The organism is Janibacter cremeus, assembly GCF_013409205.1.
Taxonomy (GTDB): Bacteria; Actinomycetota; Actinomycetes; order Actinomycetales; family Dermatophilaceae; genus Janibacter; species Janibacter cremeus.
In genome coordinates this window covers 282013-300231 of record NZ_JACCAE010000001.1, presented here as the reverse complement: position 1 = coordinate 300231, position 18219 = coordinate 282013, and the positions used below count along the sequence as shown (strand labels likewise).

15 protein-coding genes are annotated in these 18219 nt (G+C 69.3%); 7 read left to right on the top strand and 8 right to left on the bottom strand.

What is annotated here, in order from left to right; translation table 11 throughout:
* Window positions 1-98: 98 nt before the first annotated feature.
* The 3 genes from BJY20_RS01420 to BJY20_RS01410 all read left to right on the top strand — a co-directional run bounded on the left by BJY20_RS01420 (window position 99) and on the right by BJY20_RS01410 (window position 5832).
* Entirely contained in the window at window positions 99-2879 is a 2781-nt protein-coding gene (locus tag BJY20_RS01420; RefSeq protein ID WP_185989888.1) for a hypothetical protein, read from the top strand.
* Complete coding sequence (locus BJY20_RS01415) at window positions 2879-4381, top strand: hypothetical protein (protein WP_185989887.1); 1503 nt, start codon at window positions 2879-2881, stop codon at window positions 4379-4381. Before BJY20_RS01420 ends, BJY20_RS01415 begins: the two co-directional genes overlap by 1 nt.
* A gap of 827 nt (window positions 4382-5208) precedes the next feature.
* Window positions 5209-5832, top strand: coding sequence for an LON peptidase substrate-binding domain-containing protein (locus tag BJY20_RS01410; RefSeq protein WP_246297081.1), 624 nt, complete (start codon window positions 5209-5211; stop codon window positions 5830-5832).
* 14 nt (window positions 5833-5846) lie between these two features.
* Here BJY20_RS01410 and BJY20_RS01405 read toward each other — a convergent pair whose 3' ends face one another.
* Entirely contained in the window at window positions 5847-7076 is a 1230-nt protein-coding gene (locus BJY20_RS01405) for an MFS transporter (protein ID WP_185989886.1), read from the bottom strand.
* 180 nt (window positions 7077-7256) lie between these two features.
* On the opposite strand from BJY20_RS01405, the gene BJY20_RS15780 reads away from it, so the two are divergent.
* The gene (locus BJY20_RS15780) at window positions 7257-8513 is read left to right on the top strand and encodes a DDE-type integrase/transposase/recombinase (protein WP_185989885.1); all 1257 of its coding nucleotides are present in this window, start codon (window positions 7257-7259) and stop codon (window positions 8511-8513) included.
* A 252-nt stretch (window positions 8514-8765) separates the two neighbouring features.
* Window positions 8766-9074 (top strand): putative quinol monooxygenase, encoded by a 309-nt coding sequence (locus BJY20_RS01395; protein ID WP_185989884.1) that lies wholly within the window; start codon window positions 8766-8768, stop codon window positions 9072-9074.
* A gap of 33 nt (window positions 9075-9107) precedes the next feature.
* Here BJY20_RS01395 and BJY20_RS01390 read toward each other — a convergent pair whose 3' ends face one another.
* Window positions 9108-9926, bottom strand: a complete 819-nt coding sequence (locus BJY20_RS01390; RefSeq protein ID WP_185989883.1) for a methyltransferase domain-containing protein — start codon at window positions 9924-9926, stop codon at window positions 9108-9110.
* Window positions 9927-10025: 99 nt separating this feature from the next.
* Here BJY20_RS01390 and BJY20_RS01385 point away from each other — a divergent pair, with 99 nt between their 5' ends.
* Window positions 10026-11495: a CDP-alcohol phosphatidyltransferase family protein gene (locus BJY20_RS01385; protein WP_185989882.1), complete on the top strand. Its 1470-nt coding sequence runs from the start codon at window positions 10026-10028 to the stop codon at window positions 11493-11495.
* Here BJY20_RS01385 and BJY20_RS01380 read toward each other — a convergent pair.
* Genes BJY20_RS01380 through BJY20_RS01360 form a run of 5 tightly spaced genes read right to left on the bottom strand, consistent with a single transcriptional unit; the run spans window position 11465 to window position 15734 of the window.
* The gene (locus BJY20_RS01380; RefSeq protein ID WP_185989881.1) at window positions 11465-12151 is read right to left on the bottom strand and encodes a RibD family protein; all 687 of its coding nucleotides are present in this window, start codon (window positions 12149-12151) and stop codon (window positions 11465-11467) included. The genes BJY20_RS01385 and BJY20_RS01380 overlap by 31 nt on opposite strands.
* The gene (locus BJY20_RS01375; RefSeq protein ID WP_343062733.1) at window positions 12148-13224 is read right to left on the bottom strand and encodes a lysylphosphatidylglycerol synthase transmembrane domain-containing protein; all 1077 of its coding nucleotides are present in this window, start codon (window positions 13222-13224) and stop codon (window positions 12148-12150) included. Before BJY20_RS01375 ends, BJY20_RS01380 begins: the two co-directional genes overlap by 4 nt.
* Window positions 13225-13279: 55 nt before the next feature.
* The gene (locus BJY20_RS01370; RefSeq protein ID WP_185989879.1) at window positions 13280-14329 is read right to left on the bottom strand and encodes a glycosyltransferase; all 1050 of its coding nucleotides are present in this window, start codon (window positions 14327-14329) and stop codon (window positions 13280-13282) included.
* Window positions 14326-14733 carry a 6-pyruvoyl trahydropterin synthase family protein gene (locus BJY20_RS01365; RefSeq protein ID WP_185989878.1) on the bottom strand — a complete coding sequence of 136 codons (408 nt, stop codon included), beginning with the start codon at window positions 14731-14733 and terminating at the stop codon, window positions 14326-14328. The genes BJY20_RS01370 and BJY20_RS01365 overlap by 4 nt, the downstream gene beginning before the upstream one ends.
* Window positions 14730-15734, bottom strand: a complete 1005-nt coding sequence (locus tag BJY20_RS01360) for an NAD(P)-binding protein (protein ID WP_185989877.1) — start codon at window positions 15732-15734, stop codon at window positions 14730-14732. The genes BJY20_RS01365 and BJY20_RS01360 overlap by 4 nt, the downstream gene beginning before the upstream one ends.
* Window positions 15735-15799: 65 nt before the next feature.
* On the opposite strand from BJY20_RS01360, the gene BJY20_RS01355 reads away from it, so the two are divergent.
* The gene (locus BJY20_RS01355; protein ID WP_185989876.1) at window positions 15800-17506 is read left to right on the top strand and encodes an LTA synthase family protein; all 1707 of its coding nucleotides are present in this window, start codon (window positions 15800-15802) and stop codon (window positions 17504-17506) included.
* Here the strand turns inward: BJY20_RS01355 and BJY20_RS01350 are convergent.
* Entirely contained in the window at window positions 17407-18183 is a 777-nt protein-coding gene (locus BJY20_RS01350) for an NAD-dependent epimerase/dehydratase family protein (protein WP_185989875.1), read from the bottom strand. The two genes, BJY20_RS01355 and BJY20_RS01350, sit on opposite strands and share 100 nt — an antisense overlap.
* Window positions 18184-18219 lie beyond the last annotated feature (36 nt).

Sequence of the window (18219 nt, the reverse complement as noted above, 5' to 3'; positions counted from 1 at the left end):
CGCAAGGCCAGGGCCATGGGAAGGGCGTCGTCCTCACGAATTGATTGCGTTGCAGCGGAACCGCTGCGCTGACGGTGATCGGCTCTAGGGTGCGGAGGGTGGGAAATCTTGCAACGGGTGGCGGCAGCAGCGCCGTGGCAGCGTCGCAGCACGCGGGCTGCGAGAGGTTTCGGCGCACGGACCGGATGGTGCTGGGTCGAGGGCGACGAGAGATCGCCACGAAGCTGGGAAGCCCGGACACCACCGCAGGTATCCCGGAAGCCCGTTGGATGCGCGCCATGACCTTCGAGCGGCTCATCAGGCACGAGGCCTTCGTCTCGCGGCTGCTGACGACGACGGTGGGTGCGCTCGACCTCGCGCGTCCCGTCGCCGTGCGTCGGGCAGATGCACACGTGCGGGTGGACACCACGGCGACAGTCCTGGCGCAGGCACACCTCAAGGCGGTGCACGAGGGCGTCGCCACGATGATCACGTCCCTGGCCATCCCCTTCGTCGGTCTCGAGGACGTGTCAGGCGCGACACCGGTCAAGCCCGACTTCGCGGTGGTGTCACCGAGGTTCGCCATCACCGATGGACAGACCGAGGCGGACGTCGATGCCGAGGCGACCACGCCGGTCGGAAGCTGGTTGGTCATGGGCGACGCCAAGGACTATGAGCGTGTGCGCGCCTTCATCGACGACCAACGGATGCTCAAGGGGTTCCTGCAGGTGGCGCTCGGCGCGGAGTCGGTCCACGAGTGGTCCAAGTTGCCCAACGGTATGACGCTTCACCCATGGGGAACTTTGGCCGTACCTCGCAACGCCTTCCTGCAGCCGTCGGCGGTCGTCGAGCGGCTCGACGACCACCGCACGGAGGTACGGGTCCGGGCCGAGGAGCGCCACCAGCTGCGTGAAGAACTCGGTGAAGACATCTCCGATACGGAGCTCAAGGCCTACGTCGACCACCTCGAGCGGACCTTCAACCCGATGACCTGTCCGACGTGCAGTCTCTTCAACTACTGTCGCGACCAGGTCCGATCCACGGTGGACCCCGCGAGTCTCCTCACCGAGATCGGGGTCGCCCCCGAGCAGCGGCCGGCTCTTGCCCCGGTGGCTGCGGGGAAGAGTGATGTCGCCGACGTCCCGGACAGTCTGGTCAGTGCCGTGATCGCCACCCGCGACGGGCATCCCGTGATGACCGGGCAGCGCAGAACCGATCCCGTGGGCCAGCCGGCGACGATCAACCTTGTGCTGGCCAAGTCCGACGCTGCGGCTCTGGGTTGCTATGGCGTGTCCCTGCAGCGGATCGACAGTTCTGGTGCAGCGCAGGCGTGGGTGCCCGTTGTCTTCGCGGACCCGCAGTCGCTGGACACCAGGTTGGCGATCATGGGAGCGCTGGGGGCTGTGCTCTCAGAGGCATTGGCAGACCAACTCCAGGCGAACTCAGAACTGCCCGAGCCGATCCAGATGATCCTGCCGGATACAGCCACCGGAGACCTCCTCGTCTCGATTGCCGATTCGCTCGCCGGCACGGAGATCAGCAGGCTGCGGTGGGCACGCGACCTCGAGGTCGATCGCCCTCCGCTGACCTTCGACGGGGAGCCTGCCTCCGTCCCGGACTCGCTCACCGAGCAACAGCGACTCGCGGTGAGCTTCCTGCTGGATCAGGACCGCGGTCGTGCTCTGGCGCTGCGGGAGTCCTTCGTGGATCTTCGCGCGATTGTGCGGCGTCATTTCGTGCCCGGGGGAGTCCTGAGCGACGCGGGACGTCTGGACTACCTCGTGCGTTGGGCCGAGGCGGACGGGAATCTCGACCACCGCGTGGTCTCGGACAGCATCGCTGAGGAGCTGCACACTCCCGGCGCGCGACTGTCCAACGCCGGGTCGGACGCCATCCACAGCGCAGCGCCCGGGACCAAGCGAAACCGAGTCGGTCGGCCTGCTGGTGACTATGACGATCTGGTCCGTGCCGAGCTGGAATACAAGGCCGACGTCGTCAGCCGGGCCGTTGCTGCGTTGGACACCCTGCCTGTCTCGCGGTTGCGAGCCGTCTACCGGGCCATCGAGGCGCGTGCCCAGCAGGTGTGGCGCCGTCGCATGGAGTTCCGCGCGTCGGACCTCGTGCGATTCGGCAGGGTCAACTGGTTCTGGCGCAACTCGCTCGTGCCCATGATGGACACGGATGCGACATGCGCCCAGCAGTTGCGCATCCTGGGTAATCCACACGCAGCGCGAGAGGCTGCGCGGGACGCGGGCGCTCGCAATATCGCGCTGGCGGACGTCGTCGATGTGGAGCCGGTGAGGCTGAAGCCCCGATCGCGCCGGTTGGGGGCTGACGACACCGTTGCGCTCATCCTTGACGCCCGGGGGCCAATGGTTGACCACGATGGCATCACGCTGAAGATTCAGGCGGGCTCATTCAAGTTCGGGCAGTGGCCCGTCGGCCGACTCGAGGCGGATGAGCGCACCGATATCGATGGGAGCTTCGAGTGGAGTCCCAAGATCGAGCCCGACGTGGACGTGGGCGATGAGGTCGTCATCTCGGACATCAACCCGAGGTGGCTCGGTGGTCCATTCAAGTCCGGCCATGAAATAGCCGTGGGCCGTCCACCCGCCGATGACCTGAGCGGACCGAAGCCCAGCTGCACCTCGGACTCCTTCATGGAGGACCCGGACGAACACCAGTACTGCTGTCAGCCTCACGAGTTCCGGGAAGCGAACACCTCGGACTGGATCGCCGAAAGGCGAGCCGCCGGCGAGATGAATCCGGAAGTCTGGCCCCCTGTGGTCGACATGGATCAGTTCGACACACCGGCAGATGGGACCCCGACTGACTCGCAGACTGAGCCAACGACCGACATGAGCGTTCCGCTCGACCAGACACCGGATGACCTCGACTGATGACCACGTTGACCTTCACGCCCCCTTCGTCCCCGGCCGACACGACCGCCGTCCACCATGCAGCCGCCGCGATCCAGAATTTGGACGTCGTGACGCAAGCGATCGGAGCACTTCAGGAAGTGCTCGACGGCATCGAGCCCTACGAGCGGATTCTCCTCAAGGCTGCCGCAGGAGCGGGGAAGACCTTTGCCCTCAAACGCATGGTGGGCGAAGCGTTGACCCATGACAGCTGCAGCCGGGTCGGCGTCACCGCATTCGCCAACAAGCAGGTCATCCCGCTCGCCGGCCAGCTGGGGGAGCAACTCGGGCGGGACCGGGTGTGCCTGGCCGTGTCGAAGGAGTGGTACGAGCGGGTACCGGAGTGGGTCCACGAGAAGGCGTCGGTCGTCATCGGGTACAAGGAGATCCCGGAGAGCGCCGAGGTGATCATCGGGACCACGCACAAGTTCGAGGGCTCGGCGCGGTACATCCGTGACCGATTGGGCAACGCCTCCAACGAGGAAACGCTCTTCGACGTGCTCTTCGTTGACGAGGCGTGGCAGCTGCCGAATCACCGATACGCCAAAGTGTCTCGCATGGCGCCATTGACCGTTGGTGTGGGTGACGTCGGCCAGCTGCCGCCGTTGGACCCGTCGCAGAACCCGTGGCGGGGCGATCCCGGGCACAACCCCTACCGGGCTTGGCCGGAAGGGTTCGACGGGGACTCGCAGACGTGGTCCAGGGAACTTCCGGCCGTATGGCGGCCGACAGCGGCGCAACTTCCGCTCTGGAGGGCCTTCTACACCGACTGGACGTCGCTGACGTGCGTCGTGGGGCCGGGCGACCGGGAGCTGGCTGCAGAAGGCATCTCGGGGGAGTCCGCACAACTCTGGGCTCAGGTCGGTACGGGACAGCCCACACTCCTGGAGGTCGACGGCCTACCGGAAGCCGAGGCGCCGGACATCGATCAACCTCTGCTGTCAGTGCTGGAAGCGCATCTGGATGCACTCATCCAGTCGGACCTGACGATCTGGTCAACGGACTACGACGGCCACGGGGCACCCGAGGAACGAACCTCGGTCACCGCTCGGGAACGAGAAGGGGACAACCCGGTGATCGCGGTGCTCGCCACACGTAACGCGGCGGTTGACGACGCTCAGGAGATGGTCGACCGCCTCGTTGGCCGGCATGACGTGCCAGACGGCTGGATCGTGGCCTCGACGGTGGACTCGTGGCAGGGGCAGACCAACACGCTCACTGTGGCGGTGCATCCGCTGTCGGGTGCGTCGGAGCTCGATGCCTTCAACTCTGCCTTCGGACGGTTGGCCGTGACGTGTACGCGCGCGACGCACGGGCTTCTCTTGCTGAGTCGCTCCGGTCTGGATGAGCTGCTGGATAACTCGCCGGCTGTGCCGGGGACACCGCTGGGGGAGCCTGGTACGCGCGAGCTGCCTCGACAGACTCACCGTCGGATCCTGAGAACCTTTGCTAGGGCGACTCAGTCCCTGCGAGCCAATGGCTAGATTCCACCGGCGCGGCCACTGGAGGACCAGTAAGAGCGGCAACACTCATTGGGTGACTGACCACTCGGTTACTCGCGACTCATCGCGTGCGGCGACCTTCTCGCGGGATGTTGGGTCGTCCACTACAGGCAACTGGTGGGAGCGGACCCTGCCGTCAGGCGCGGCGGGTAGGTTTTACTCAACGCCGAATGCAACCTGCCCCATCTGCGGAGTCAAGTTCTTCTTCTATTCCAACTCCTATGGCGGGAAGGTGTATTTCGATTCCTTGGGGCCGCCTTGGCCCAAGCATGCTTGCATGGATGTCGAGCACGTGAGGGATGAGCTGCGGTCAGTGGCATCTCACCAGCCTTGGAAGGTCACTCAGGCGAGCTATCTTGGCTTCTGGGTTCTACAGACGTGGCATGCGCGAAATAGGGTCAAGTTCCGAATAGGCGGTGGCGGGTATAAAGGCCCAACGATTTGGACTGCGCCAAGATCCACGAATATGAGCGTCGGCATGCCCGTGTTTCTGCGAAACGTGCTTGATCGGAAAACGGTCATGTCCTTCGTAGACAACGACACGTTGGTGGTCACGAACGTGCGAGTCCGGGTGTCGTGGATAACGATGGCCGACCGGTTGCAGTTTAGGCGTGAACGGCGGCTGTCGCAGGTGAGTGATCCGACCAAGTCACCCTGAGCCGACGCATAACGCAGAGAGCCTCAAGTGAAGTCAAGTGTTCGGCACGGCAATTGTGAAGAGCCCCATTCGGTCCCAGTTGCCGGGCCGAGTGCGTCACTGCGCGATCGCGGCGAGCGCGTCTGACCCGAGACTGTGCGAGATTGGTCGGATGGACGCCCTGCCGATGTTTCCGTTGGGGTCAGTCCTGTTCCCCGGCAACCTGCTGCCCCTGCAGATCTTCGAACCGCGCTACCTGACGATGCTGCGTGACGTCGCCGGTGGTAATGGCCGCTTCGGTGTGGTGCTGATCGAGCGGGGCTTTGAGGTCGGCGGGGGAGACCAGCGGTTCCCGATCGGCACCGTGGCAACCGTCGAGCAGCTGCAGCCGACGGCGGACGGTCGCGTCCGGCTGCTGGCGCGCGGCGGGGACCGATTCGACGTCGTCAGGTGGCTGCCCGAGGATCCCTACCCATGCGCCGAGGTGCGCACCCTGCCGGCTCTGGAGTGGAGCAGCGAGCAGCTCTCGCACCTGGCGGAGACCGAGCGCACCGTGCGACGGGCCCTGGTGGTGACGAGTGAGTACCGCGCCGACCTCTGGCCGTCCGATGTCAAGCTCTCCGACGACCCGGTCACCAGGAGCTGGCAGCTGGCCTGGATCTCCCCTCTGGGCGCCCTCGACCAGCTGGCCCTCCTGCGGTCTTCCTCCGTCGGTGAGCTGCTGGAGCACACCGCGCGGTTGACCACCGAGGCGCTGGACCTGCTGCCCATGCAGTTCCCTGATGATCCGGTGTGAGCGCACGCCAAGCACTACTCGAAATGACGGCTGTCACCTCGCCGCGCCTGCACGAGGCGGGCCAGTGCGCTGGCCGCGGCGAGCCCCGCGAGCACCACCATCGGCGCCGAGGCGCCGATGGTGTCCTCGTAGGTGTTGAGGACGAAGGGCAGGGCGAAGCCCGTGTAGGTGACAACGTAGAAGATGCCGATGACCAGCCCTCGGGTGGAGCGGGGTGCGAGCCGGTCGACGTCGCGCAGGCCCTGCCCGAGGCACAGGCCGTACGCGGCCCCGAAGATGAGCGAGCACAAGACGAACGTCGCGATGCTCATCTGACCACCGGCCACGCCGGAGATGACGAAGGCGATGGCCGCCAGCCCTGCGCCGACGACCCCGAGCGGTCGCCAGCCGGCGAGTCGACGTGTCCCGAGCTGCACGAGGATCCCGGTGCCCAGAGCCAGGACGGCCGCCACCGCCGGCAGCATCGGCCCCCCGTACTGGCCACCGATCCGCTCGGTCAGCACGATCATGGCGACGGTGACGCAGGAGAAGACCCACAGCCCCATGGGCACAGCGGCGGCGAGGGCGGGGCCGATGCGCCGGTCCTCGACGAATGGGGGTGAGCTGCCGACGCGAGCCTGATGAGGTTTCGTGACGGGAACCACGACACTCGCATGGTCCGGGAACAGGCAGAGCAGCGCCGAGAGTCCGGTCAGGAGTACGGGGACGGTGAAGGCCACCACCAGACCGATCCGGCCGGGGGTGAACTGACCGATCAGCCCGGAGGCCAGCGGGCCGGCCGCGAACCCGGTGGTGAGCACGACACCAGCTCGGGCGGCTCCCTTCGTCCAGTCTTGGTCGGCTGCCCACGCAGTCCCCGCACTCGCCACCAAACCGACACCCGCGCCGACGACGAGCCTGCCGATCAGCACCCCGGCCAGCGTCGGCCAGAGCAGCATCACCACGTTGCCCGCGGCGCACAGGACCAGCCCGGTCAGCACGACCGGCCGTCGACCCCGACGATCCGACAGGCCCCCGCCGAGCAGCAGACCCGGCAGCAGACCGAGGGCGTAGAGGCCGAATGCCGCATCCAGACCCGGCTTGGAGATGTGCGCGACCTCCGCGAGCACGGGCAGGAGGGCGGCGAAGTGGTTCGTCGACCACCCCGCGGCCAGCAGGGCCGCGAGTGTGATCCAGATCGATCGAATGCGACTGGATGATGGGGTGACGACAGAGCGTGTGTGCGCCAAGCTGCCCTGCCTCATCAACCCTCCCGGACGGGTGCGATCGCCCGTGGCCCGACGCCGAGCCTAGGTGCGGCCGATCGGGTGCGCAATGCATCGACGAGACTCACGAAGGATGCCCGCGAACCGCCCTCGGTGCCTCACGAAGGAAATGCCCGCGAAATCGGTGGATGCTGCTGGGGCATGGGAAGTGAGTTGTCGATGGCCTCTCGTGCCGAGGTGACGAACAAGTACGCCAAGGCGTACGCGAAGGCGAGCAAGAAGGATCGGGGCCGAATGCTCGATGAGGTGGTCTCGGTGACCGGCTGGTCCCGGGACAACGCCCGCCGCCGGCTTGTCGCAGCCGCCACGGCGCCGCCGGGGCCGGGCCGGGTGGTCGCGGCGGCGATGCGCAAACCGCGGGCGCCGAAGTTCTCCTACGACGCGCGCAAGGTGCTGCAACGGGTGTGGGCCGCCTCTGGCGGGCAGTGCGGGAAGTACCTGGTGGTCTCGATGCGCGTGCACCTGGACGCGCTGGAGCGCCACGGCGAGCTCGTCGACGGCGTCGATCGCTACAGTCGCGCGGTACGCACCGAACTGCTGTCGATGAGCGCCGCGTCGATCGACCGGTACCTCGCCCCGGCCAAGGCCAAGGACGCCATCGGTGGGGTCGCCACGACCAAGCCCTCGCCGCTGCTTCGTTCGAGCATCGCCATCCGCCGGGCCGGGGACGAGGTCGAGGACGAGCCGGGGTTCTTCGAGGGCGACACCGTCGCGCACTGCGGACCCACCCTCAAGGGTGAGTTCGCGCGCACGGTCAACCTGACCGATGTGCACACCGGCTGGGTCTTCACCCGCACCATCCGCAACAACGCGCACACCCACATCCTGACCGCGCTGCAGGCCGCCGTGAATGAAATCCCTTGCGCGGTAACGGGACTCGACTTCGACAACGGTGGCGAGTTCCTCAACCATCCCGTCATCGACTGGGCCGCCGACCGCAAGATCTACTTCACCCGGTCCCGGCCGTACAAGAAGAACGACCAGGCCACCGTCGAGTCGAAGAACAACCACCTGGTGCGCAAGTACGCCTTCTACTACCGCTACGACACCCCCGAGGAACGCGCCGTCCTGGCCCGGCTGTGGCCGCTGGTCAACGACCGGCTGAACTACCTGACCCCGACGAAGAAGCCGATCGGGTACGGCAGCGACCACAACGGGCGCCGCACCCGCCTGTACGACCCGCCCCAGACCCCGCTGGACCGGCTCCTGACCGCCGACGTCCTCTCGCCCGCCCAGCAGGCCGAGCTGACCGCCTACCGCGACACGCTCAACCCCGCCGAGCTCGCCCGCCGGATCGGCGACCTGCAAGAGCGACTGGTCCTGCTGGCCAAGGACAAGACCGAACAGCTCTACCTGGCCAGCTTCCCCTCAGCCCTGCCCAACGTCCACAAAGGCATCCGCGTGCGAGCCAGCTGACACGCCACCCACTTTCGCGGGCACTTCCTACCTGAGGCACGGATCTCATTTCGCGGGCATCTTGACGTGAGGCACTACGTGCATCGACACACCGGGGAGGCTTGATCGCGCCCCACGTTGGCTGAGGTGTGAGGTCGTCCCCGGCCGAACCTCGAAGCCGCCCGATTCACGTTGCCGTGAACCTCACGGGTGGTGGGTGGCTGTCGCTGGAGCGGGGCTCGACCTGAGGCTGGATTCACCTATGGTGTGGACATGATCAACGTCATCGCCCGTATCTCCGTCAAGCCCGAGTTCACCGAGGACTTCGAGGCAGCCGTCGCGGCAGCTCGTGCACCCTTCCTCGCGGATGCCGGCTGCCTGCGTTACGACCTCCAGCGCGTCGTGAAGAGCGACGGGGACTACGTCCTCCTGGAGAGCTACGACTCGAAGGAGTCTCTGCGCAGGCACAGCTCGATGGACGAATTTGCTGCATTTGGCGAGGCGACCAAAACCCTCGTGCAGGGTCCGCCCGAGATCATCCTGCTCTCACCCGTGGGCGATCAGGTGGGCTTGGCGGTCTGAACCTCCCCTGAGCCATTGCCCGTTGACCAAGGATCATGGCAGGGCGAGGAGTTCCCGGTGGTGGATCATCGCCGTCAACTCACGGCTCCCGATCTGTTGGATGCGGCGACCTCGGTACTCGGAAGCATCGGCGCGGAGGGAAGGGTCCTGCTCGCAAGCAGCGTCGACCCAGCCCTTGAGCCACGCCTTCAGCAGGGCGGTATCGCTTGAGTCCAGTCGCCATGGGCTCGGGGTCAGGTGAAGGGTGTAGCCAGCCAGCCTTAGGGCGTGCGCGGCCACGTATACAGCGTCTGGGCCAGCCAGGGGCCCGTGGCCGGTGTCGCGCCTCTGGTGCGCGTTGAAGGCGACGGCGATCTGGTCGTCGAGGGGGTGCGCCGGTGCCAGGTCCACCTGGCCAATGACACTCAGCGTGATCAGTGCCGGGCACCCGGCCGCGGCGATGCTCGCGACCATGCGCTCGAGCTCCTCGCGCGTCATCATGTCGAGCAGCGCCGACGCGGTGATCAGTGACGCGCCGTCGAGGTCCTCGGTGGGGAGGTGGGTGATGTCGCGTAGGCGCGTCTCGGTGGTGACTGTGAGTCCGTCGAGTGACACCGGTGGGGGAGCAGCGGCTGCGCGGTTGAGGAGGTCCTCGTCGCGCTCGTAGCCGATCCAGCGCTGGTTGCCCGGCAGCTGTGGTGCGAGCCAGCGGGCCATCGAGCCGGTGCCGCAGCCGAGGTCGTGGATGACCAACCCATCCGTCGGCAGGTGGGGGCGGAGGGCTTCCACGAGCTCTGTCGAGCGGGCTGCTGCGTCGGCTGGTTCGCGGAGAGCGAGCCAGTCGGCATCGGCGCGGGCGACTTCGTCGGACACGGGGCCATCTTCTCGCAAGTCGCTTCGAGGCTCGCCCGCTGCGCGGACTCACACCTCAGCCAGCGTTGTGGGCGGGTGCGCCTTCCATAGACTCGGCAGATGGGTCTTCGGACGGTGCTGCTCCCGCAGGCACTCTTGCTCCTGGCCATTGGGCTGCTGGCATCGTGGGGTCCCGTCGGGTGGGGCGTGGCTCTTGCTGCGGCCGTCGCCTTGGATGTCCTCGTCGTCTTGGGGATGCGTCACTACAACGCTGATGCGCTCGACCCTGCTGATCTGGTGACGGTCACTCGAGCCACGCTCACGTGTGCGGTCGCTGCTCTGGTCGTCGGTGGCTCACCGTGGACGATCACCATCACGGCCCTCGCGGCGGTCTCGCTCTTCCTCGACCTCGTCGATGGGTGGGTAGCGCGGTGGACCGGGAGCGAGACCCCCTTCGGCGCGCGGTTCGACGGGGAGGCCGACGCCGCGCTCATGCTCGTCCTGAGCATCTGGGCCGCCCCCACCTACGGCTGGTGGGTGCTGCTGATCGGCCTGGCGCGCTACGCCTTCGGCGCCGCCGGGTGGGTCCTTCCGTGGATGCGCGCGCAGCTGCCGCCGCGGTACTGGCGCAAGGTCGTCACCGCCGTCACGAGCATCGTCCTCGTCGTCGCCACCGCCGGTGTCGTCCCATCACCCGTCATGGTCGTCGCACTGCTAGTCGCACTCGCCCTGATCGCCGAGTCCTTCGGCCGGGACGTCTGGTGGCTGTGGCGCCACCGACACCCCACCGAGAACGCACTCCAGGAGGCACGGCGCGCTGCCTACGGGTCGGGGGAGTTCGTCGACCAGCAGGGATTCATGACCGCCAGCCAGATCTGCGACCTCGCCGCCGCAGCGGGCATCGCTCCGGGCACGCGCGTGCTCGACCTCTGCTGCGGCAGAGGCGGACCCGGCCGCCTCATCGCGAGCGAGTCCGGCTGCGAGCTGCTCGGCGTAGACGCCGACGACTCCGCTGTGGCCACGGCCCGGGCCCGTGCCGGCGACGTGACCTGCCACTACGAGGTCGGGCAGATTCCGCCCCTCCCGCACGGGCTCTTCGACATAGTCCTCCTGCTGGAGACGATGCTCGCCTTCCGCGACAAGGAGACCCTGCTGCGCGAGGTCCACGCGGCACTGGCACCCGGTGGCCGGTTCGCCTTCACCGTCGAGGAGGGCCAGCCCCTCATCGAGCACGAACGTGCTGCCATGCCCGCCGCCGACACCGTCTGGCCGATCCCGTTGCCCCAGTTGCACGAGGTGCTCGAGCGGTCCGGATTCACCATCACCTCGCAGCGGGACCGCAGCGCCGCCCACCGCGAGGTCGTCGACTCGCTGCTGACCGAGTTGACTACGCGCGAGCCGGCCATCACCGCCCAGATCGGCCCAAGCCGGATCGAGCACCTGCTGACCTCCCACCGCCTCTGGAGCGAGTGGCTGCGGTCGGGCAGGATCCGCAAGTTCGCGATCGTCGCGGTCGCTCAGCCCGCGCTTCGAGGGGCGGGCGCGGACGCCCTCACACCTCAGCCCGGGCAGCGCTCGGACAGCGCATAGCGCAGCAGCACCACGTCACCGATCGCGCGCGTCTCGACCAGACGCGCGGGGGAGTCGGCCCGCCACGGGAAGTGCCCGTCGTCGATGAACCGCCGTGCCCGCGAGTCCCCGACGAGGAAGGGCGCCACCACCAGGTGCAGCTCGTCGGCCAACCCCTGCGCGGGGAACTGCGTCAACACCGTCCCGCCACCCTCGACGAGCAGGCGCTCGACACCCCGCTCGGCCAGGTCGGCGCACACCCATCCCATGGCCACCGGTCGGCCTGCGTCGACGACCGTCGCTGCCGACCCGATCCGGGCACGAGCGTCAGAGAACCCATCCCGCCCGCAGTAGACGAGCTTGTCGACATCGCCTCGGGTGAAGAACCTCGCGCCCGGGTCGAAGTCGGCCCGCTCGCTCACCGTCACCTTCACCGGCGAGGACGTACGTCCGGCCGTGAGCCGCTCGCGCACCCGCGCCTCGCTGCGCACGAGCAGCCGAGGGTCGTCCTGGCGCAGGGTGCAGGCGCCCACGAGGATCGCGTCGCTGTCCGCGCGGACCTGGTCGACCCGATCGAAGTCCGCGTCGTTGGAGAGCAACAGCCGCTGCGGTGACGTGTCGTCGAGATAGCCGTCGAGGGAGACGGCGCAGCTGAGGGTGGTGTAGGGGCGGGTCATGTTTGGGCTCTGTCGCTTCGAGGTTCGCGCCCTAGCGGGCGCTCACACCTCAGCGAGCGGGGGGTTGGGGCGGACTCGCGCCTTAACCACCGGGAGAGACGCTGCGGGCGCTCATACCTCAGCGAGCGTGGGGTTGGGTTGGAGTCGCGTGTCAGCCACCGGGGTCGAGGAGTCACCAGGAGGAGCGCGCCGGGCAGCGTGGCCACGAGCGCGAGCACCCCGTAGAGCACGGCGACGCTCACCCCGGTTGCCGCGCCCAGACCGGCCGCTTCGAAGGCGTACGCGGCCACCCCTTCGCGCGGGCCCCACCCGGCGAGGCTCGCCGGGATCGCCGCCCCCAGCAGCACGATCAGCGCCAACGCCACCCGCCGACCCAACGAGACCTCGACACCCGCCGCGGACATCGCCACGAGCAGGACCGTGACGTGACCGAGCACGGCCAGGACGGAGGTGAGGATGACGACGGTTGTGGCTTCGAGGGTCGCGCCCGGGGGCGCTCCCACCTCAGCCACCGGAGGCGCTCCCGCCTCAGCCACCGGGGGGCGCTCGCGCCTCAGCGACCGGATGACTCCGGCCGCGAGACCCACGGCCACCAGACCGACGACTGCGACCACCGCAATCGCGCGCACCGGCGAGGGCAGCACGACCAGCACGACCACGGTCAGCACCACCTGGACCACCTGCCCGAGGACGCGCTCCCAGACCACCGAGCGGACCCCCCGTCCCATCCGGTCCACGTCGTGGCCGTGGCGCACCGCGCGGTGGACGTCGCCGAGGACCCCGCCCGGCAGCACCGAGTTGAGGAACTGCGAGCGGTAGTACGCGGTGACCGCGGCGGGAGGTGCGATCCGCACGCCCAGACCGGTCGCGACCACGCTCCACCGCCACGCGGCGCACACCGTCGTCACGACCGTGATCGCCAGCGCGGCCAGCAGCGCCGGCCACGTGACCTCGGTCAGCGCGGTGACGAAGGGTTCGGCGCCCACCTGCCACAGCAGCACCGCGAGGATGGCTGCGCCGACGGCGGGGCGGAGCCACCTCGCGTAGTGCGCTCGGGTCCCTTCGAGGCTCACGCCCGGGGGGCGCTCGCACCTCAGGGAGCGTGTGGGGCTCGGGGAGCGTGGGGGGTCAGGGACTGCGCGGGCCATCCGCCACCTCACTCAGCACCTGCGCCACGCGGGTGACCGTTTCCCGCCAGGGCGTCAGCTCCCGCCGCCGCGCACCGGCGGCACTGCGCAACCGGGCACGGGTGTCCGCGTCGTCGAGCCACAGCCGCAGCGCCTCGGCCAGGGCGTGCGGGTCCCCGGGAGGCACGAGCATCCCCGGCCGGTGGCTCTCGGCGTGCCCCAGCGCCAGCGGCACCCCGCCGACGTCGGAGGCCAGGACCGGCACCGCATGGGCGAGGGCCTCGGTGACGACCATCCCGTAGGCCTCGGCTCGGGTGGGGTGGACCAGCAGGTCGGTGTCGGCGTACTGCTCGGACAGGTCGGGCAGCGCCCCGGTGAGGGTGACCCGGTCGGTCAGGCCGAGCTGCTCGACACGATCGCGCAGCGTGCCCACCAGGACCGGGTCCCGGTCGAGCGGCCCGACGCACGTGCACGTCCACGGCAGGTCGGCGACGTCCGCGAGGGCCTCGAGGAGCACGTCGTGACCCTTGGCCCGGGAGATCGGCCCGACGCACAACAGCCGACCGCCGGCCTCGCTGCCGACGGTGGCCTCGGCGTGGTGAGCGCCCGGTTCGGCGACGTGCACCCGCTCGGCCGGCAGGGCGTGCCGCTCCACCAGCTGGTCCCGCGTCCACGCACTCGTCGTCACGACCCCGGCCGCGGACAGCAGCGCGACCCGCTCCGCCGGGGCGTCCTCGTCCGGGCCCACCATGTGCGCGAGCACGACCACCCGCAGCCGCTCGCTCGCCACGGCCGTCTGCGTCGGCGCCGCGAGCGCGACCAGTCCATCCAGCAGCACCACCGCGCCGTCAGGCAGTCCCGCGAAGGTCGTCGCCAACCCCGCCCGTGACTCCGGCTCCGGGTGCGGCCACGACCCGGCCACCGGGTGCTCGCGCACGCTCCACCCGAGCGCCGCCAGGCCGGTGCACACCTCCCGGTCGTAGGCGTTCCCCCCGCTGGGATGGAGGGGGTCGTCGATGTCGCCCGGCAGCACGACGTGCACGGTGCTCACAACACCACCTCGCAGCTCGCGGAGGCGATGTGCGACTCGTGCAGGGTGACCGTGATCCGGCTCAGGTGCTCGCCCGGCCCCAGACGGCCCTCGGCCACCCGCCGGGCGAGCTGCTCGGCGACGGCGAAGGCCAGCGCCTCGGTCGTCGTGTTGCGACCGGCGAAGTCCGGCTCCTCGTCCAGGTTGCGGTAGTTCAACCCGGCGAGCGAGTCCTTCAGCTCCTCGGCCGCCCGGCCGATGTCGACGACGATCCCGTCCGGTGTCAGCGTCGCGCTGTGGAAGGTCGCGTCCACGACGTACGTCGCGCCGTGCAGCCGCTGCGCCGGACCGAAGACCTCACCGCCCAGGCTGTGCGCGATCATCATGTGGTCGCGCACCGTCGCGGAGAACTTCGCGTGTTTCATCCGGGCCTCTCACTCTCTCCCTCGTAGGTGACGACGTGGCAGATGGCCGGGCGCCGCCCTTCGCACACCTCGGTCATGACCTGCGGCAGCTGCGCGAAGGGGGTCGCCCCCGTCAGCAGCACGTCGAAGGCGTTGTCCCGCAACAGCTGGAGCGAGACCGCCGTGCGCTCGGTCGGGGAGCGGTGCCCGCGCCGGGCGTCGGCGACCGTGCCGACCTGGCTGGAGCGGATCCGCAGCCGCCCGGAGTGGTAGCTGCCGCCGAGGGCGAGCTCGACGCCGCGGGTGCCGTACCAGCTGAGGTCGAGCACGGTGCCCTCACTGCGCAGCAGGTCCAGCGACGTCTGCAGGCCGGCCGAGGACGCGCTGGTGTGGATGACGAGGTCCTGGCCCCCCTTCGCCTGCTCCGGTCGGGCGAAGCCCACCCCCAGCGCCTCTGCCACCGACCCGCGGGCGTCGTCCACGTCGACGAGGGTGACCTCGACCCCGGGGAAACGCGCGAGCAGCCGTGCGGCACAACACCCCACCATCCCGCCACCGACGACGCTGATCCGGTCACCGATCAGCGGCGGGACGTCCCACAGACCGTTGACCGCCGTCTCGAGCGCGCCCGTGAGCACCGCTCGCTGCGCGGGAACGTCGTCGGGGACGGGGACGACCGCGTCGGCCGGGACGACGTAGCGCGTCTGGTGCGGGTGCAGGCAGAAGACGGTCCGGTCGAGCAGGTGCGCCGGCCCGTCCTCGACGACCCCGACGGACAGGTAGCCGTACTTCACCGGGCCCGGGAAGTCCCCCTGCTGCAACGGCGCCCGCATCACCTCGTACTGGTCCGGCGGGACCTCCCCGCGCAGGACGAGGGCCTCGGTGCCGCGACTGATCCCCGAGAAGAGCGCCCGCACGAGGACCTCGTCGGGACCGGGGGAGGGCAGTGGCGCGGAGCGGATCTCACCGCGTCCGGGCTCGACCACCCAGTAGGCGCGCGCGTGGCGGGCCGGGGCACTCACCTCCGACACCTCCTGACGCGACGGCGCTGCCGCTGTCCTCCCTATCGTAGGACCACGGAGGCGTCATGGTTCGGGACAGAGCAGGTCGGCTCGCGGCCGCGGGCTGGAGCGTGCTCGCCGCTGCCCTCGTGTGGGGTGCGCTGGTGCTGCCGTCGTCGGTGGCGCAGCTGACGTGGGTCTCGCTGGTGAGCCTGCCGTTGACGCTCCTGGTGGGGCTCGCGGTGCTGATCGTCGTGCCGCGGGTGGCCCGGCCGGCGGTGGCGATGACCTTGGGGGCACTGCTCGCGCTCGTCGTGGTCCTCAAGGCACTGGACATCGGCTTCTCCGTCGTGGCGGACCGCCGGTTCCACGTCTACTACGACCTGACCAACCTCGTCCGGGGGTATGAGGTGCTCTCCGGGTGGGCCGGGCCGGGCTGGGCGGTGCTCGCCGTCGTCGCGTCGGTCGTGGCGACGCTGCTCCTGGCGGCCCTGCTGGTGCTCGCGATGGCGCGGCTGGCGCGCCTGGTGACCGTCCACCGCACCCGGGCCGTCGTGGTGCTGCTCGTCGGGACACTCGCCGGCGGCACGCTCGCGGCCACGGGTGCGCAGGTGGCCGGCGAGCCGGTGACCTCCCGAGCCACGGCGCAGCTCGTCCACGACCACGTCGCCGACGGCGTGAACGACTACCGCGACGAGGGGGTCTTCGCCGAAGCCATCGCCACCGACCCCGTCGCGGCGCGAGCCGGGTCGCTGCGGGGACTGGCGGGCAAGGACGTCCTCGTCGTCTTCGTCGAGAGCTACGGCCGGGCGGCGCTGAGAGACCCGGAGCTGGCGAAGGGGGTCACCCCCGTCCTGACCGCCGGCGAGCAGTCCTTGGGCGAGGTGGGGTTCACGGCGCGCAGCGCCTGGCTGACGTCGCCGACCTTCGGCGCGGGGTCGTGGCTGGCGCACGCGAGCCTGCAGTCGGGGCTGTGGGTGGACAGCGACCGCCGCCACGATCAGCTGCTCTCCTCGGACCGGCTGACCTTGACCCGGGCGTTCGACGACGCAGGGTGGCGCACGAGCTTCGTGCAGCCGGCGGTGCAGGAGCAGTGGCCGCAGGGGCAGGCGTTCTACGGGTTCGACGAGCTGTACGCCGCCGACGACCTGGACTACCGGGGGCCACCGCTGGGGTGGGGTGGCGTGCCCGACCAGTACACGCTGTCGTGGTTCCAGCGGGAGGTGCTCTCGCAGGGCGATGGGCCCGTCATGGCGGAGATCGACCTCGTCACCAGCCACAACCCGTGGCCGCAACCACCGCCCCAGGTGCCGTGGGAGGGCGTCGGCGACGGGTCGGTGTACGCGTGCATGCCCGGCTGCGCCGACGAGGGTGATGACGACGTGCGCTCGCGCTACGCCGCGTCGATCGGGTACTCGCTGGAGTCGGTGATCTCCTTCGTCGTCGAGCACCCGGACCCCGATCTCGTCGTGCTGCTCGTGGGGGACCACCAGCCGTGGGGCCACGTCGCCGGCGAGGAGGCCGGCCACGACGTCCCGGTGTCGCTGATCACCGGGGACCCGGCGGTGCGGGACGCGATGGCGTGGTGGTTGTGGACCCCCGGGCTCGTGCCGCAGGAGCAGTCGCCGCAGTGGCGGATGGACATCGTCCGGGACCACTTCCTGCGGGCGTTCTCGACGCCACCCGCCGTAGGTCACGACCCCTTCGGCCAGCTGTCCGGGACGTCCACGCCACCCGTGACGACCGGCTCGCCCTCGGGGGCGAAGTCGGCCCACGAGTCCCGCGGACGGTAGCCGAGCTCGAGGTTGGTGTTGGTCATGCTCCAGCGGCGGTTGGGGTTGTCGGAGATCGCGTAGTAGATCCCGAAGTCGACGTCCGCCTCGATGGCGCACCGCACGACCTGGGCGGTGTCCGCCTCGCTGAGCCACATCGCGTGCAGCACGTCGACGCCGGTGATCGTGGGGTCTTGGGCCACCCAACCGATGCGCAACGCGATGACCGACAAGCCGTACTCGTCGTGGTAGTAGCGCCCGAGCGTCTCGCCGAAGACCTTGGACACCCCGTAGAACGAGTCCGGGCGCGGGGGAGTGTCCGGGTAGACCGGCCACTGCTCGTAGCGGTCGTACATGCCCATCGTGTGGTTGGACGAGGCGTAGACCACCCGCTGCACGCCGGCGTCACGCGCTGCCTCCAGCACGTTGCGGGTACCGATGATGTTCGCGTCGAGCACCGCCTCCCACGGTGACTCGGGGGAGGCGGCACCGGCGAGGTGGACGACCGTGTCGATACCGTCCATGAGACTGCGCACGGCGTCGTAGTCGGCGAGGTCGGCGCCGAGGACCACCGGGTCGGCGTCCGGTCGGGTGGTCCGGTCGTGGCCGGTGACGTCGTACTCGTCCTTCAGGCGCTGCGTGAGGATCGAACCCACTCCGCCCGTCGATCCGGTGATGAGGATGCGTCGATGGCTCATGCCACCCACTGTGCTCCCATTGGGGGTTGCCGCCAA